Origin of the sequence: Roseofilum acuticapitatum BLCC-M154 (assembly GCF_030068475.1) — a bacterium.
Taxonomy (GTDB): Bacteria; Cyanobacteriota; Cyanobacteriia; order Cyanobacteriales; family Desertifilaceae; genus Roseofilum; species Roseofilum acuticapitatum.
In genome coordinates, this window is record NZ_JAQOSP010000012.1 from 1 (window position 1) to 15,336 (window position 15,336).

The window sequence follows — 15,336 nt, forward strand, 5'->3', positions numbered from 1 at the left end:
GCTGCAAATATTGGACGCAAAAGTAAGCAGAATGGTTTTACCGGACTGTCTAGAGGCTGTTTGGCACAGCCGTTACGAATCAAGATCCATTAGGGTCAAGGTTCTTAAGAATCCCCTCGCCTTTAGGCAGGGGAGTGTCAAAGTCTTCCACCCATTTATACTCTCTAAGCTGAAAAAATGAACAGTGATAGCCCCAGTATAGGGGATGAGTTTACGAATTGAGGTTATGGTTTGGATAAGAGATAGGAAGTAGACAAGAAGGTTTAATTTTTAAGGTTTAATTGATGCCGTCCATAGGCACTCAGGGCATCGATCGCACTCACCATCGCTAAAATTAACAACAAAATAGTAGTTAAGCGAGAAAAATCCAGCAGTTTCAGGCTCACCAACAGTTCATAACCGATGCCTCCTGCTCCCACAATGCCTAAAATTACAGAGGAGCGCACATTAAACTCCCATAAATAGAGACTAATACCAATCAGTCCCGGCAAGGCTTCGGGGAGAACGGCAAAAATAAAGGTGCGTAGGCGATCGGCTCCGGTGACGGCGATCGCCTCAATGGGTTCTAGGGGTAGAGTTTCTAGAACTTCCACATAGAGTTTAGCCATCGATCCAGTAGTATGAAAGGCGACTCCTAAGACTCCAGCAAACGGGCCTAAACCGACAATGGAGACGAAAAACAGGGCAAAAATGGCCGTATCGATACCGCGCAGAAGATTGAGTAGCACACGCAAGAGGGGAGCGAGTTGGGGAACCGGAGAGAGGGGTCGAGCGATACAGAGGGAGAGAGGAATCGCGGCGATCATGGCTGCAAGTGTGCCCATAATGGCGATCGCCAAGGTTTCGGCCGTAGCCATTAAAAAATCGGGCAACTCCGTAAAGTCCGGGGGCCAAAGCCGAGTTAACCAGTTACCTAAGCGCGGTAAACCCTGCCAAAAGTCTGCCGGGGAAATTTCTGATAAGCGCCAACTCGCGATTAAAACGGCGATCGCCAAAACTCCCCAAAACCCTTGTTTGAGCAGTCGTCCTAAACTGCGCTGCTCTTGCTCATGACTATTGAGGATAGACTCCCATCGATCGCTCATCACCCCTTACCAGCGCTAGAGCTTACCCACCGATTTCCCAGCCGCTTGAATGGGTGCATAATTGCTGCCATCAGAAGGCACAAACCCAGTATAGTTTTCCGGTAAAAGGGTTTTTGCCTCTTCCAGCGAAATATTTGCTAACTGTTCTTGTATTGAAGCCCGAAGCTCTGGAGGAAGTCCACCGCGTACCGCAATCGGATCGTTGGGGAGAGGATCGGATTGCCAGATAATTTTCAGTTGGGAGCGGTCAATACGTCCAGTGCTACCCAGGACATCCAGATTCCGGTCATAGTCAGAAGCGATATCGATTTGCCCTTCTAAAACGGCGATCGCCTGAGCAGCGTGGGATGCGCCTTCAGTATAGTCAAATACCGCTTCTGGATCGATATCGCGCCGCTTAAATTCACCTTGAGGAATCAGCCAACCCGATGTAGAACCAACATCAGCCAAACTCAGTTTAAGTTTGGGGCCCTTCTGACTTTGGGCGATCGCCTCTGAGAGAGTATCAAAGGGCGCATCAGCTTTCGCCATCAGCACAGAGTAATAAACCGGTTCTTCCTTATATTTTACCGTGGCGATCGCCTCAATCGAAGGGTCATTATGATTCGCCAACACATAACCCCAGGGGCCCAACCAAGCTACATCTAATGTACGCGATCGCAAAGCCTCCGAAATTCCCACCCAATCTTCCGTCACCGTCACATCCGCCTTCAGATTCACCCCTTCTGCCAATTGGTTAAATAACGGCTCAAACTGAGTGCGGTTTTCACTAGGGGTCGGAAAATACGGGCCTACACCAAATTTAAGTTCCGTTAGCTGCGTATTTTCAAGATTAGATTGACCACAAGAAACAACCATCATCAGGGTTAAGCACCCCAACACCATTGATTTGATCCAGCGCTTCATAAAATCCATTAATTTCTAGCCTATTGTTCACGGAAAACCAGGTTAACAAGCTTCCCGATTTACCCATCAATTTAATACTTTAATTTTCTGAGTTTACGCTGAAAATCAAACCGAGTCAAATCCCCAGATATCCATGACCACTTTACGGGTTTGCCCTGTATCTTTAGCCAATCAATCCCCTACATTCCTAGTGAGCATTAGCCAGAGGCAAGGTATACTCATGACTGACACCACTCGTTTTTTCCTCTAGATCCGAGCATTGCTCATAGATCATGGCTCGATACCCAGTATGAATCGGAATCACCACCGCCTTAAATCCATTTCCTTTAACCGTCACTTGTTGAAAGCCTTCTAAACCCAGAAAAGACCCCATCAACAATTTTAAAGAAATCGTTTGAAAAATCACCTTGGCCCAATCTATCTCAAGAGTTTTGTCCAACATAACATAATCATTCAGGATACCATGGCGGTCAAAGTAAGCCACCACACTGATATACCGTTTTTTGCGAGCGGACTTCTGATAAATTTCAAATTTTCTTAATGGATGTTGATGAATAACCATGATCTTAAGTTAAAAAAGATTAAGAATTGAGGGACAAAAAAAATTTTTTAGTTTGAAATCAAGGTCAATAGAGGCTCTGAGCAAGTTTTTTTGTCTAAGATCCTTGTTTTGCCTTTCTTCTAGCATACAAGATTTTTTAGATTTAGATAAGTGTGGCTGAATACTAGCATAAATTTTAATTTTCAGTGAAATCATTGAATTTTTACTCCATATTCTGTTTTTTTGGTACAAAATATACGAATTTTTACGATTCAATCGGAGACTGTTGGGGCACAGCAACGGACACAAAAAAGTGAATTTACTTAAATTGTAAAGACAAATCCAGGATTTTGCCTTATACCCATGACCTCCCATAAGTAGGAATACGATCCCCACCTTTACCGATGCCCTAGTTCCCAAGGCTATAAACTTCCCTTAACCCAAGCTTCTAGGCGATCCCCCTTGCCAACTGCCCGGTTCAGTCAGACACTGGACTAGGAAAGCTATTGATTTTTGATATAAGAGGGTTTTTTTCGTGAAAAATGTCTTAGGGATTATTCTTGGAGGAGGGGCAGGAACCAGACTGTACCCTCTGACCAAACTACGGGCTAAACCAGCAGTACCTTTGGCGGGTAAATACCGCTTGATTGATATTCCCGTCAGTAACTGTGTCAACTCCGAGATTTACAAAATCTACGTTCTGACTCAATTCAACTCGGCTTCCCTGAACCGCCATGTCACCCGTGCCTATAGCTTTTCGAGTTTCTCGGAAGGCTTTGTAGAAATTCTCGCCGCTCAACAAACCGCCAGTGACGAAACCAGTTGGTTTGAAGGAACGGCCGATGCGGTGCGTAAATACCTGTGGCTCATGCAAGAATGGGATATTGATGAATATTTGATCTTGTCCGGGGATCATCTCTATCGCATGGATTACCGGGATTTCATCAACTACCACCGGGAAAGCCAAGCGGATATTACCCTGTCAGTGGTTCCCATTGATGAAGAACGGGCTTCTGATTTTGGCTTAATGAAAATTGATGATACCGGACGCATCATTGATTTCAGTGAGAAACCCAAGGGAGACGATCTCAAGAAGATGGCTGTGGATACCACGATTTTGGGTCTTTCCCCAGAAGAAGCCAAACAAAAGCCCTATATTGCCTCCATGGGGATTTATATCTTCAATAAGGATTTGATGGGTAAACTGCTGACAGAGAATCCCGATCAAAAAGATTTTGGTAAGGAAGTGCTACCCTTTGCAGCCACTCAGGGTTATAAAGTGCAGGCTTACCTGTTTAATGATTATTGGGAAGATATCGGAACCATCAAAGCCTTTTATGACGCGAACTTGGCTCTGACGGAACAACCGACACCCCCGTTTAGCTTCTATAACGAAATTGCTCCGATTTACAGCCGTTCCCGGTTCTTGCCTCCCTCTAAGCTGTTGGATGCGAAGGTAACTGAATCAATTGTGGCAGAAGGTTGCATTCTCAAGAATTGTACAATCCATCATTCCGTTTTGGGCGTGCGATCGCGCATAGAAGCCAATTGTGTGATTGAAGACTCCATGCTCATGGGGGCAGACTTCTACGAACCCTTCGCCGAACGTCAATCTGGAACTCAACAAGGCAAGGTTCCCGTTGGTATTGGGGAAGGCAGCACCATCCGAGGCGCAATTATTGATAAAAATGCTCGCATTGGTCGCAATGTACAAATCATTAATAAAGACCATGTGGAAGAAGGCAACAATGAAGAGACTGAAAAGTTGGGCTTCTTGATTCGGGGTGGAGTGGTTGTGATTATTAAAAATGCCACGATTCCTGATGGTACAGTAATTTAGTCTGTACAAGATTTAGGGGTTTAGGATATGACTGACTCCTGCCGACTAATTCTTTTAATTGGTCTTCCAGGTAGCGGGAAATCCACCCTAGCTTACCAGTTGATGGCGGCCTGGCCGACCTATCGACTGGTTTCTACGGATGCCATTCGCGGGCAGTTGTTTGGAGATCCAGCAGTTCAAGGAGATTGGCGATTAGTCTGGAATGAAGTGAGGTTACAGTTTCAATCGGCTCTACGCGAAGGAGCCTCGACGATTTATGATGCGACTAATGTGAAACGAGCTAACCGCCAGGATGTGATTAAGCTCGGCCGTGAGTTAGGATTTTCCACAATTACCGGGATTTGGATCAGGACGCGGTTACAGGAGTGTTTAGCGAGAAATCGATCGCGCGATCGCCAAGTTCCCGAAGAGATTATCTTAAGTATGTACCGCCAGCTCTGGGGTGCGCCTCCGAGCTTGAGCGAGGGCATGGATCATTTAATTTTTTATCAACCCAGGAGACGATAGAGTAAAATCGGTTCGGAAATTGCGATCGCAACCGAACTGCAAGCCACCCTCAACCTTTGATACCCTTAAGCTGATATTGCTATATAAACCCATTAAACTTAAAGACACAACAGCGTTAAGGAGCGTATATGGTGGCTACTGATTTTAAGGACTACTATTCCGTGTTGGGGGTTAGTCGCACTGCGAGTGCCGATGAGATTAAGAAGAGTTTCCGTCGTTTAGCCCGGAAATACCACCCGGATATGAATCCTGGAAATCAGCAAGCAGAGGCTCGGTTTAAAGAAGTGAGTGAAGCTTACGAAGTCCTATCGGATGCAGACAAACGCAAGAAATACGACCAGTTTGGCCAATATTGGAAGCAAGCTGGCACATCTTCAGGTTACGGACGGGGAGCTTCTCCTGGTGTAGACTTTAACGGCTTTGATTTTAGCCAGTATACGACCTTTGATGATTTTATTAATGAACTCCTGGGACGCATGGGAACCGGAACCCCTGGAGCAACTGCGGGGCACAAAACCTCCTATAATTACCGTCCTAATGCTCGCACCACTGGATTTGGTGGATTTGAAGATTTTGCCAGCTATGGAGCGCCTCCAAAAACCAGTAATGTGTCCCAAGAGGCTTCCATTGTTCTGTCATTTGCAGAAGCTTTTCATGGAGTCCAAAAGCGGATTAACTTAGGCACAGAAGTCATTGAAGTGCGGATTCCTCCCGGTGCAAAACCAGGAACTCGCATCCGCGTCCGAGGTAAGGGGAGTATTCATCCCCAAACCGGACAACGGGGAGATTTGTATCTCACGGTGTCCTTGCAACCCCATCGTTTTTTCCAGTTTGAGGGGGATAATTTAGTTTGTGAGCTACCCCTTTCTCCAGAAGAGGCAGTTTTAGGCGCTAGTATTGAAGTGCCGACTCCTGATGGACGAGTGCAGATGAGTATTCCGGCTGGTATTCGTCATGGTCAATCCTTGCGCTTACGGGGTAAGGGATGGCCCAATCCGAAGGGCGCGAGGGGGGATCAGTTGGTAAAAATTGCGATCGCCGTTCCCAAAACCCTCAGTAAAAGCGAGCGGGAGTGTTACGAGAAGCTGAAAACCCTCCGCACCCAGAATCCGAGGGCTGATTTTGCATCGGTGCGCCTGTAATATCAAGTCCGGATAAAGGGTGATATCAAGTCCGGTTTCCGCAAGCGGACATGAAAATTGGTTAAGAAGCGGGCAAGATGCCCGCACTCCTCGAATTCTTTGATATGACTGGAGTGGGAGCATCTTGCTCCCTGGATTTTTAATTAGCACTCCTCGAATTCTTTGATATGACTGGAGTGGGAGCATCTTGCTCCCTGGATTTTTAATTAGCACTCCTCGAATTCTTTGATATGACTGGAGTGGGAGCATCTTGCTCCCTGGATTTTTAATTAGGGTATTTCCGCTTCGCGGACATGAATAAGCGAACTTGATATGAAGAAGCGGGCAAGATGCCCGCACTCCCAGAATCCCTATATTACTGGAGTGGGAGCGTCTCGCTCCCTATCTCCCCCATCTCCCTATCTCCCTATCTCCCTATCTCCCTTAAGCTCTGAAGTTTCCTTTGGCGAGAACTCTGTTTTAACTGTTGCAAACCCTGCTGCAAATCAGCAATAGACCGAGCTTCTATGCCACCATAGCGCCATTGCACATAAAGCTGGGGAATTTCTGTAATCACAGTTGCCGCATCTGAACTATACTGACCTTGCAAACTGTGGGCATATTCTTGAGGGGTTTGGGCGGGATGTTTGGGATAACCCGCTTCCCTCAGTATTCCTAAGTATTCTTGATAAATGCGCTCCATGGGATGCAGTTTAGAGAGCCATCTTTGCCGCCGCCATTGTTGCCATTGCTTGAATAGAACCCAGAGGAAAAAGGATAATGCGATCGCTAAAATTGCGCCAATAAAGAATCCTGTCCAGCCATTGGAAATCAGTTGCCAGAGGCGAATCAGGGATCGCACTAAAACGGTCATAATAAATGCCCCGATCGCCGTAAATGCATTTTTCACGGGGGAAGGCAACCAACCCGCTACCCAGTTCCAAAACTGACGCAGAACCGTAAAGCTTTGATAGTCAGAAATGGAGGGGGGAATCAGGGGATGGCCGGGAATGGGGTCAAAACCAAACCAGCCATATTCAGGAAAATAGACTTCGGTGAGGGCAAAGGCATCGATATTGCGGACGACATACAGTCCGGTAAAGGGGTTGAATTCTCCGGGGCCGAATCCTACGGCTAGGCGGGCTGGGATGCCGATCGCCCTTAACATCAGGGTTAAGGTAGTAGAAAAGTGATCGGGATAGCCCCCTTGATGCTTAAATAGAAAGGACTCTACCAGGTCTTCGCTGTCATCAAAAAAGGGTAATTCTGGCTCTAGGCTATAGCGTTGTTTGAGATATTGGGCTAGATAGAGGGCTTTTTCATAGGGATCGGTTAAGGGATTTTCTGAAGTGGCTAAAGCTTCCTCGGTTTTCTGACGGACGCGCTCTGCAATTTCTGGAGGAATTTGCAAATACAGGTCGCGAATGTCTTTCGGATAGTCGGTTGAAGCTTCGCGCAAGACGGAGCGATCGCGATAGGGAACTTCGGAAATGACCGTATAAGTTAAACCTTCCCGCAAGTTTAGGGGCGATCGCAAAGCTCCATGTTTATCAAGGGCCACTTCCCTAGTGGGAAAATATAAATCATCCGCTTCATACAAAGCAGGAATCAAGTTTGGTAAAGCCTCAACCACTGTATAGGTTTGTACCACTTCCCGACTTCTCGCCAGGGAAGGATTACGAGGCAAATAAAACTTATACGACCAACCCGGCCGTTCCACTAAGGCCGTATCGTCTTGGCGAATTTCCCATCCTTGACCGGTATAATGATCAAACCCTAAAACCCGCCAAAATCCTTCCGCTTGGGAGCGAACCCGCAACATGACTTTGGGAACCAGTTGACCTCTCAAATTCTGGTTAATCTTGCTATTAAACCCATAGTAAAAGGTCTCATCCATTTGACCTGCTCCCTCGCTCGGAGCATCTCCCCCAGTTCCTGCGCCTTCACCTTCTCCATCCTCGGCTGTCTCTGGGTTAGTAATGGTTCCCGGCAATCCCTGAAAGCTTTGTTCTTCTTCTTGCATCATTGGTGGGGCGCTGACCGGGAAATTACGGAATTGATAGCCGGGAACCCTAGGGAAAGCGGTAAACAAGGCCATCCCTAACCCCAGAACGACTAAGAGCATAAATCCCAGTTGTTTGGGAGCCAGTTCAGGAGCTAAAGAAATGGGGTTTTTAGAAGATTTGCCTTTCCTATTCCAGGTTAGAGGAGATAATCCCAAGCGGGAGCGATAATCTAGAACTAGGGTAGGCAGTGCAATCACTAAGAAGACAAACAGGAGGGGAGAAAAGGCTAGGGTTTGGCTGAGGGTGGCAGCCACACCGATTAAAATTAGCCCAATAATCATGGAATAGCCCAAGTCTTTGCGGCGCGGTAGGTCGAAACTATGTAAGACTTGGAGATGAACCAGCAGTTCGGCGAGAACCAAGCGGGTATCATTGAGCTGGGTAAACAGGTTTCCGAAGAAGACAAATAGGGCAATTAACATGCCAATGGCGATCGCAAACTTGGTCACCACATTGCGATCTTTGCGTCGATACCAACTCCATAGGGCCCCAATCGCACCCACCGGAACGGCCCATAAACTCATTTGTGTGCCTGCGGCTACATCGGTAGCCATAATTCCCACACTAACCAGGGCTTGAACCAAAATTCTTAAGAATGCTGATTCTTCAGCCACGGGTTTAGGAAGCCGATCTAAATACTTCCACAGATCCGATAAGAGGGGCAGATTGGCAAATGGCCGCGTCCCTGATGAGTTTGCCATAGTTAGTGTCTAGTTACGGTGGCTCAAAAAAGCTGATCTGAAGCTAAGAGCTAGTGTAACAAGATTTTTTCTGGGCGGTTATCCCTCTCAGCTTTCAGGTGAAGTTGAAGAGGGGGTATGGGTGGGTCTAAGGGTAAACATCAAAGGCGATTCAGAATTATTTTCTAGCTCAATGACTAAGCTGTAGGGGCGATCGCTCACAATATCAAATAACGTTACCCTTACATATCCTCGATCGTATCGTTTGGCGATCGCTTCTCCTTCTTCCCCCCGGATCTCGATACTGCCTGCACAAGGAAGCAGCACCTCGACTTGCAATTGAGACCCCTTTTCACCCTGGGCATAATTAGCACCGACTTGGAGCAATCCCAGTTCGGTTTCCCAATCTCGTTGAGCCGCCCCTTGATTCACCACTGGGTTTAAGGTTAGGGTTTGCAGAATCTGTTGAGCAGCTAAGAGAGAAATCCGCATTTTTTGCGATCGTTGTGCTGCTTCATAGACTAAAGTCCCGCGAGATGGTGCTGACTCATCACCAACCGGGGAAACCGACTCGGCCAGTGCAGCAGAGCGCATTTCTCCCAACACTAATGGAGTAGCCAGCTTGTTTAAAGCGAGAAACTCATCAGGAAATAAATTTTCTACCGCTTGCACCAGTTTGGCCCCCTCTTGTAGGGTAGATTGGGCAACTTTCTGACACTGATCGAGCAGTTGAACGAGTAAAGATTCAGGGAGTTCTACAGGAACAGGAAAATTGAGCTGTTTGAGCTGTAAGATCCAAGGTTGAGACAGAACTGGAGCAGAGGCTATGACCTCACAGGGATCGTCCTCATAGTCCATAACCGTTGTCTCCCAAGGAAATAAGGGAAGATTCGATTGCATTTCAGTTTGAATGCGTCGTTTTAATAAAGCCTGGAAACGGTCTTGCACGGCGGGTATCTCTCCTATCTCTAAAGGTTGGCCCTGGGAATTTGAATGGGGGGGATAGATGCCATCGATATCTTCGGACTCCAAAGGATCGAGCGTTTCCCCATCCCAAGATGATTCATCGGGTCGATCCATCCATCGGGATGAATCTTCATCCGGGTTGGGGCTAGATAGTACCTCTTCTTCAGGTTCAGAAGAGTCATCCATTGGAGGATTGAGGAGCCAAGTAAACAGGGCTTCAATTTTGGCTTCTGGGTCTCTATTCATAGCAAAATCTGAATTCTCCGGATAATTTAAGCATTGCGGATCGTCCAAGCTTGCGCTAGGATTTTGATCCATCGTTTTTGTACTTGTGTGAGCGTACAACCTAATTGATCGGCGATCGCTTCATCGTTAAGATTATTTTGTCTCAAACTTAAATGTTTTTGCTCCTCTTCCGAGAGCTGCTGCGTAAACGTTTTCCACTCTTGGGGCATTAAGCCTAAATTTTGTTCTAAACCTGCTTCTAACCATTCATGCACTAATTCCCAATGGGGGCCAAGGGCAAATCGTTCTAAGTGATATTTAAACCGTTGTTGCAGATAATCCCGTTCCCTAGGGGTAATCTCTAAAATCCATTCAATTTGTGAGGTGGCTAAATCCAGTAAACGGAACACGAAATAATCCGCACATTCTTGTTGTTTCCGCTCTTGCAGATACTCTAAAAGCATTTGCACAACTTTTTCGGTAATCTCATCAGCTTCTGGGATTTGCTCCTGGTTACTCATGGCTTTTCGGACTTGGGAGAGTGCAGGACTTGACCATTCGGAATCCGAGTCAGAATTGCCTCCTGCTGAAGCACTTTGAATATCGACTAAATCTTCTGGAGGTTGTTGTTGAGAAAAGGTTTGCGCTCGTAAAATAATCAATTGTTGCGAGCGATTCCCTCTCAGACGAATCCGGCGTTTAGCATAGCGCTCGGTAAAGGCCATGAATTCAGCAATGTCTAACCGGGTTTTTGGGTGATAGGTGATGGGAAGTTCGGTTTCTCGGCTGAAGGCCTTGAAGGATTCGAGGTAAAAGGATTGCAAGAAATCTTCAATTAATGTGGTGCGGGCGCGATAACTGGCTGACCGATAAGATGGATTAATGTAACCATAGACGATCGCCGCTAAGGTACTATGGAGATCGCAGCGACCCCTGACCGATCCTTGCTGATAGTAATGCAAACATTGCTTGAGACGCAGTTGTGCTAACTTTTTCGCCCACTCTTCTATTTCCCCGGATGCCTGAATCCGTTGACTCTCGATGCAAATTCGGGTCACTTCCTCCGCTACACGATGGGCAACTTGCCGACAGTTGCGCTCTCCCGCTTGGGTTGAGTTCTGGAGTTGCTCCCATAGGAGTTCAAAGATAGTTGTATAAATCTGCTCCACAAGTTCCTTTATCCCCCCTAACCAGAGTGATTTGCTTAAATGAAGGTAACATAGCTTGGCTTGAATGGGTCTCAGAAGTGCTTAACTATTCTCTGTACCCTCTTTTCATTGGCTAGAGAGAGGATCTAGACTAAAGGGATGATGCTACCGAAGCTGAACCTATGGATTTAGACGACCAGATTCAAACTTTAATCGATCGCGCACCTCAAGATGGCCATACGCCCCAGATCATAGCGGCGATCGCCCCAGCCCTGAAAGCATTAGCCCAACAACTTCAACACTCTCAATATTATATTTTACAATCGGTCAACCAGGAGTGGGTGTTTACCACTCTACGGAACAATGAGGAAGCGGAATTAACTAAAAAGGTAATTTATGCTTTCTCTACCTTCAAAGATGCTGCTCAATCTCCCTCAGCTAAAGACAGCCCTAACCTAATAGCTGTGCCGATCGCCGTTACAGCTCTTCTGTTTCAAATGGTGACGTTAGAGCCGATTGATAGTTTGGTTTTCTTTGAAACTCCAGGCAATTTGCAATCAGGTGTCGAAGTGCGCTCTGAAGATGTGAAAAATTTAATTGAGTCTTATTTGGCTCAACTCTCTTCGGGTTCAGCTCCCCCCATCTCTAAGTTTCCCCCGAATATGGCTTGAGCGAGGTAATGGGGGATTGCCTATCCACCCATTACACTCCAAAAATGCCCAGAAACAAGCTCCACCGTTTGGTTAAGGCTAACGGTGACCATGTCAAACCCTCCTGAAAACCTAAGTGGGCGATCGCCTAATATAAACGACGCAGCACATAGTCAGTTAAATTGATCAGAGCTTCATAAGATTCGGTTTTCGGCAATTCGGCTAACCCTTCGCGAGCCAGACGAGCATGTTTAGCTGCCAGTTCACGGGATTGAGGCAACCCCTGAGAATCATGAATCCAACTTAAGGCTTGCTCTAAATCTCCAGGTTCCTTAAATTCTCGCTCGATCAAGGCTTCTAAACCGGGATGTTCTTCCAGGGCATATAATACGGGAGCTGTGAGATTACCGTTTTTCAAATCAGATGCTGCGGGTTTCCCCAAGGCCTCCTCTGAACCGGTAAAATCGAGAATGTCATCCACAATTTGAAAGGCTAATCCTAAATTGCGCCCGTACAGATACAGGTTTTGAGCCATCTCCTCGGAAACATTGCTCAAAACTCCGGCTGCTTTGGCGCTATTGGCGATCAGCGATGCCGTTTTGTAATAACTTTTTTCTAAATAGTCTTCCAGGGATAAACTGGTATCGAATCGTCTCAGACCTTGCTGAATTTCTCCTTCTGCCAAGTCCATGATCACTTCTGATAGCAGTTTAACGACGGCGAGATTATCTAAGTTGGCGAGATACCAGGAGGATTGGGCAAATAGGAAATCTCCAGCTAATACGGCAATCCGATTGCCAAAACTACTGTGAACTGTCGGTAGACCCCGGCGCAGATCGGATTCATCCACCACATCATCATGGACAAGGCTGGCGGTATGGATCATTTCAGTGATTTCCGCTAAACGCCGGTGGCGATCGGTAATCTCTTCATTGACAGTCGTTGCCCTAGAGATTAAGAGGACAATGGCGGGTCTCAATCGCTTCCCCCCAGCTCCAAAGAGGTACTCAGCGGCTGCAAAGAGGATCGGATGACGCGCACTAACCAACTGTTTCAAGTTTTCCGTCAGCAGATGAACATCTGCTTCAACTGGATGGAATAAGGAGGTCGTTGAGGTCATGAATTAAGCTGACTCTGCCGTTAGTTACGAAACTTTACATATTTATTCTAATACCATGTTGCCCTTTGTCAGGGAATTGGAATCCATGTCCCAGAGATGACTACTGCATGGCTCAAGGGGTTACAGCCAAGCCTATTGAGCTAATTAGGGATTTTTTTACCCATTTTGCCCAATTCCCTCAGCAATCGCCAAGTTTTGTGTTAGATTGAATATAAGGATTTCAAATCACTCAGTAACCCAACTGGAAAACTGCAAAGTCGTACAAGTCAGGGCTGATAAAAGTCAATCTCGATTAAGTCTTGTTGGTGGAAGGACTCTCTTCAAGTAAGCCTTTCTAGGTTTTACGTTGAACTCTTTTAGAGTTAAGAGTCTTTCCGAGTCTATTAGATCGAGATCCGATCAGCTCTGGAGCCGACGTTTGTATATTTTTTTAGGTGTGTCAGGAGATTTGTGCTTCTAGATATAAGTTTTCTTGTCTTTAGGAAGAGCAAAAATCCTTGGCAAAGCAGTTTAAAGCGATCGAGTGGACTGGTTTAAGTCTATCTCCAGAGTCAGACTGGCCGCTGGCTTAACTGGAAGTTACCTCAGCTTTGAAATCCTTATGCTTGTTCCTTCTCCGCTACTTAACTGATGCCCTATGTATACTGGTTTGCCCCTCATGATTGTTGCCTTAGCTGCGATGTATCTTATGTTTGTGTATGTGCTGTTGATGTTTGCTCAACGCACGGCTAAACTATCGAGATCTCGTAGTAGCGCTCGTTAAATAAACCCCCTATTCTGGTTAACGGCCAATAGGACGTTAACGGGATCTTTGACTGTTAGGGTGGATGGACGCAATCTTTAATGATTTAGATCTAGGTACACCCACCCTTACGGGTCAATTGGATTGATATGAGTTATCTATTTTCTGTTTAATTTCCTCTAGAGTTAAACCGGTAATGGAGATGACTTTATTGACTGAAGTTTCTCCTTTTATGAGGGTAATGGAGTCTTTGGGAATCCCTAGAGCTTGGGCGATAATTTTGAGGACACAAGCATTGGCTTTTCCCCGTTCGGGGGGAGCTTGAGTCCGGATTTTCAAAGATTCTCCCAGCCATCCTGCCAAGCAATTTTTGGAGGAAGAGGGAACGACTTTGATCGGCAAGAGAGTGTGGATGGATGGATCTTGGGGCATGGATTATCGAGAGATATAGTGATAAGGATAGTTTATCTTTTGGTCTAGGCTCCAATTGACTATCTAAGGCTATACTGGTTCATCTAATGGACGGTTTGAGTGCTGGAGTGGAGTAAGTTGATAGAGTTGGCTGGATTAAGGAAAAGGGTTCTAAAACTGCTTTTGGCTGGTTGGGTTATCCTTTACCTATGGGGTTCACTGAGTGCGATCGCCCACGCTTCGCCTTCGGTGGATCGGCTTCAACAACAACAGGAACAACTGCAACAGGATCAAAAATTGATTTCTAAGGAACAAGAGCGGTTAGAACAGTTAGAGGAAGGAGCTAAAGAACACCTGAAGGGTTTGGTGGGTACGTTGAAACTGACTGAGCGTCAACTTCAGGAGGTTGAAGCTCAAATTGAACAAACCACCCAAAACTTAGATCGTCTTAAAAAAGAACTGCAAAGCCAAAAACAGGATTATCAAGCCTTAGCTCAAGGAGCGATCGCCCGATTTCAATTTCTCCAGAAGCAACCGCGTCATTCTGGCCTATCCATATTACTTCAGAGTGAAACCCTCACCGACTTTCTCAGTCGTCGTCATCGCTTCAAACAACTGGCTCTAGCGGATCGCCAACTGCTACTGACGGTTAAAACTGCCTTAGATCAAACTGAACAACAGAATCTTGAAGTTGAACAAACCTATAATCAACTTTTAATGATGCGTCAACAGTTGGTGAATCAAAAAAGCGACTATCAAACGCAAAGCGAAGTTCAAACCCAACTCCTTGAACGCTTGAATACGGATCAACAAGCTCTAGAAGCGGCTTATCTTCAACTCCAACAAGATTCTAAGGGTTTGGAAGTCTTAATTCGCGATCGCCTACAAACCTCCTCTTTATCCTTACGGAAACTGCTGAAGCTGCAACCAGGGAAAATGCTCACCCCCAGTTATGGGGAATTTTCTAGTAGTTTTGGTTGGCGAACCCATCCCATTTTAGGTGTACAACGGTTTCATGCTGGGATGGATTTTGCGGCTGACTATGGTAGTCCCATTTATGCGGCTCAAAATGGAATTGTGTTATATGCCGGATGGTATGGGGGTTATGGTAATACAGTTATTCTCGATCATGGTAATGGCATTACGACGCTCTATGCCCATGCCAGTCAAGTGTATGTACAGGAAGGACAAGAAATTACTCAAGGAGATGCGATCGCTTCTACCGGATCGACAGGACTCTCTACGGGGCCTCATTTACACTTTGAAGTGCGGGAAAATGGGACTCCCGTCGATCCGATGAATTATCTAACCTAACCTAGTGCCGTGAC

The 15,336-nt window shown here is 46.2% G+C and carries 14 protein-coding genes; 6 read left to right on the forward strand and 8 right to left on the reverse strand.

Annotation, left to right across the window (positions count from 1 at the left end; translation table 11 throughout):
- Positions 1 to 263: 263 nt before the first annotated feature.
- The 3 genes from phnE to PMG71_RS02380 form a co-directional block, all read right to left on the reverse strand.
- Positions 264 to 1,085, reverse strand: a complete 822-nt coding sequence (gene phnE, locus PMG71_RS02370) for a phosphonate ABC transporter, permease protein PhnE (RefSeq protein WP_283752035.1) — start codon at positions 1,083 to 1,085, stop codon at positions 264 to 266.
- A gap of 15 nt (positions 1,086 to 1,100) precedes the next feature.
- A complete protein-coding gene (locus tag PMG71_RS02375; protein ID WP_347179184.1) occupies positions 1,101 to 2,000 on the reverse strand; it encodes a phosphate/phosphite/phosphonate ABC transporter substrate-binding protein in 900 nt (299 codons plus the stop codon).
- A gap of 178 nt (positions 2,001 to 2,178) precedes the next feature.
- Entirely contained in the window at positions 2,179 to 2,553 is a 375-nt protein-coding gene (locus PMG71_RS02380; RefSeq protein ID WP_283752036.1) for a hypothetical protein, read from the reverse strand.
- Positions 2,554 to 3,067: 514 nt separating this feature from the next.
- Here PMG71_RS02380 and PMG71_RS02385 point away from each other — a divergent pair.
- The 3 genes from PMG71_RS02385 to PMG71_RS02395 all read left to right on the forward strand — a co-directional run bounded on the left by PMG71_RS02385 (position 3,068) and on the right by PMG71_RS02395 (position 6,021).
- Complete coding sequence (locus tag PMG71_RS02385; protein ID WP_283752037.1) at positions 3,068 to 4,372, forward strand: glucose-1-phosphate adenylyltransferase; 1,305 nt, start codon at positions 3,068 to 3,070, stop codon at positions 4,370 to 4,372.
- A 27-nt stretch (positions 4,373 to 4,399) separates the two neighbouring features.
- On the forward strand, positions 4,400 to 4,879 hold the full coding sequence (locus tag PMG71_RS02390; protein ID WP_283752038.1) for an AAA family ATPase: 480 nt from the start codon (positions 4,400 to 4,402) through the stop codon (positions 4,877 to 4,879).
- Positions 4,880 to 5,007: 128 nt separating this feature from the next.
- Positions 5,008 to 6,021, forward strand: a complete 1,014-nt coding sequence (locus PMG71_RS02395; protein WP_283752039.1) for a DnaJ C-terminal domain-containing protein — start codon at positions 5,008 to 5,010, stop codon at positions 6,019 to 6,021.
- Positions 6,022 to 6,427: 406 nt separating this feature from the next.
- Here PMG71_RS02395 and PMG71_RS02400 read toward each other — a convergent pair whose 3' ends face one another.
- The 3 genes from PMG71_RS02400 to hetZ form a co-directional block, all read right to left on the reverse strand.
- Positions 6,428 to 8,767: a transglutaminase TgpA family protein gene (locus tag PMG71_RS02400; RefSeq protein ID WP_283752040.1), complete on the reverse strand. Its 2,340-nt coding sequence runs from the start codon at positions 8,765 to 8,767 to the stop codon at positions 6,428 to 6,430.
- Positions 8,768 to 8,854: 87 nt separating this feature from the next.
- Entirely contained in the window at positions 8,855 to 10,030 is a 1,176-nt protein-coding gene (locus PMG71_RS02405) for a hypothetical protein (RefSeq protein ID WP_283752041.1), read from the reverse strand.
- Complete coding sequence (hetZ, locus tag PMG71_RS02410; RefSeq protein WP_283752042.1) at positions 9,985 to 11,106, reverse strand: heterocyst differentiation protein HetZ; 1,122 nt, start codon at positions 11,104 to 11,106, stop codon at positions 9,985 to 9,987. The genes PMG71_RS02405 and hetZ overlap by 46 nt, the downstream gene beginning before the upstream one ends.
- A 161-nt stretch (positions 11,107 to 11,267) precedes the next feature.
- Here hetZ and PMG71_RS02415 point away from each other — a divergent pair, with 161 nt between their 5' ends.
- Positions 11,268 to 11,756, forward strand: a complete 489-nt coding sequence (locus PMG71_RS02415) for a hypothetical protein (RefSeq protein ID WP_283752043.1) — start codon at positions 11,268 to 11,270, stop codon at positions 11,754 to 11,756.
- A gap of 127 nt (positions 11,757 to 11,883) precedes the next feature.
- On the opposite strand, the gene sds is transcribed toward PMG71_RS02415, so the two are convergent.
- Positions 11,884 to 12,855 (reverse strand): solanesyl diphosphate synthase, encoded by a 972-nt coding sequence (gene sds / locus PMG71_RS02420; RefSeq protein ID WP_283752044.1) that lies wholly within the window; start codon positions 12,853 to 12,855, stop codon positions 11,884 to 11,886.
- 637 nt (positions 12,856 to 13,492) lie between these two features.
- Here sds and PMG71_RS02425 point away from each other — a divergent pair.
- Positions 13,493 to 13,618, forward strand: coding sequence for a hypothetical protein (locus PMG71_RS02425; protein WP_283752045.1), 126 nt, complete (start codon positions 13,493 to 13,495; stop codon positions 13,616 to 13,618).
- Positions 13,619 to 13,732: 114 nt separating this feature from the next.
- On the opposite strand, the gene PMG71_RS02430 is transcribed toward PMG71_RS02425, so the two are convergent.
- Positions 13,733 to 14,029, reverse strand: a complete 297-nt coding sequence (locus tag PMG71_RS02430; protein ID WP_283752046.1) for a DUF167 domain-containing protein — start codon at positions 14,027 to 14,029, stop codon at positions 13,733 to 13,735.
- Between the two features lie 162 nt (positions 14,030 to 14,191).
- Between PMG71_RS02430 and PMG71_RS02435 the strand changes: the two genes are divergently transcribed.
- Complete coding sequence (locus tag PMG71_RS02435) at positions 14,192 to 15,322, forward strand: murein hydrolase activator EnvC family protein (RefSeq protein WP_283752047.1); 1,131 nt, start codon at positions 14,192 to 14,194, stop codon at positions 15,320 to 15,322.
- Positions 15,323 to 15,336 lie beyond the last annotated feature (14 nt).

Excerpts from the sequence above, each read along its gene's own strand:
- phnE (WP_283752035.1), bottom strand. The coding sequence starts at position 1,085 with ATGAGCGATCGATGGGAGTCTATCCTCAATAGTCATGAGCAAGAGCAG.
- PMG71_RS02375 (WP_347179184.1), bottom strand. The coding sequence starts at position 2,000 with ATGGATTTTATGAAGCGCTGGATCAAATCAATGGTGTTGGGGTGCTTA.
- PMG71_RS02380 (WP_283752036.1), bottom strand. The coding sequence starts at position 2,553 with ATGGTTATTCATCAACATCCATTAAGAAAATTTGAAATTTATCAGAAG.
- PMG71_RS02390 (WP_283752038.1), top strand. The coding sequence starts at position 4,400 with ATGACTGACTCCTGCCGACTAATTCTTTTAATTGGTCTTCCAGGTAGC.
- PMG71_RS02395 (WP_283752039.1), top strand. The coding sequence starts at position 5,008 with ATGGTGGCTACTGATTTTAAGGACTACTATTCCGTGTTGGGGGTTAGT.
- PMG71_RS02400 (WP_283752040.1), bottom strand. The coding sequence starts at position 8,767 with ATGGCAAACTCATCAGGGACGCGGCCATTTGCCAATCTGCCCCTCTTA.
- PMG71_RS02405 (WP_283752041.1), bottom strand. The coding sequence starts at position 10,030 with ATGGATCAAAATCCTAGCGCAAGCTTGGACGATCCGCAATGCTTAAAT.
- PMG71_RS02415 (WP_283752043.1), top strand. The coding sequence starts at position 11,268 with ATGGATTTAGACGACCAGATTCAAACTTTAATCGATCGCGCACCTCAA.
- sds (WP_283752044.1), bottom strand. The coding sequence starts at position 12,855 with ATGACCTCAACGACCTCCTTATTCCATCCAGTTGAAGCAGATGTTCAT.
- PMG71_RS02425 (WP_283752045.1), top strand. The coding sequence starts at position 13,493 with ATGTATACTGGTTTGCCCCTCATGATTGTTGCCTTAGCTGCGATGTAT.
- PMG71_RS02430 (WP_283752046.1), bottom strand. The coding sequence starts at position 14,029 with ATGCCCCAAGATCCATCCATCCACACTCTCTTGCCGATCAAAGTCGTT.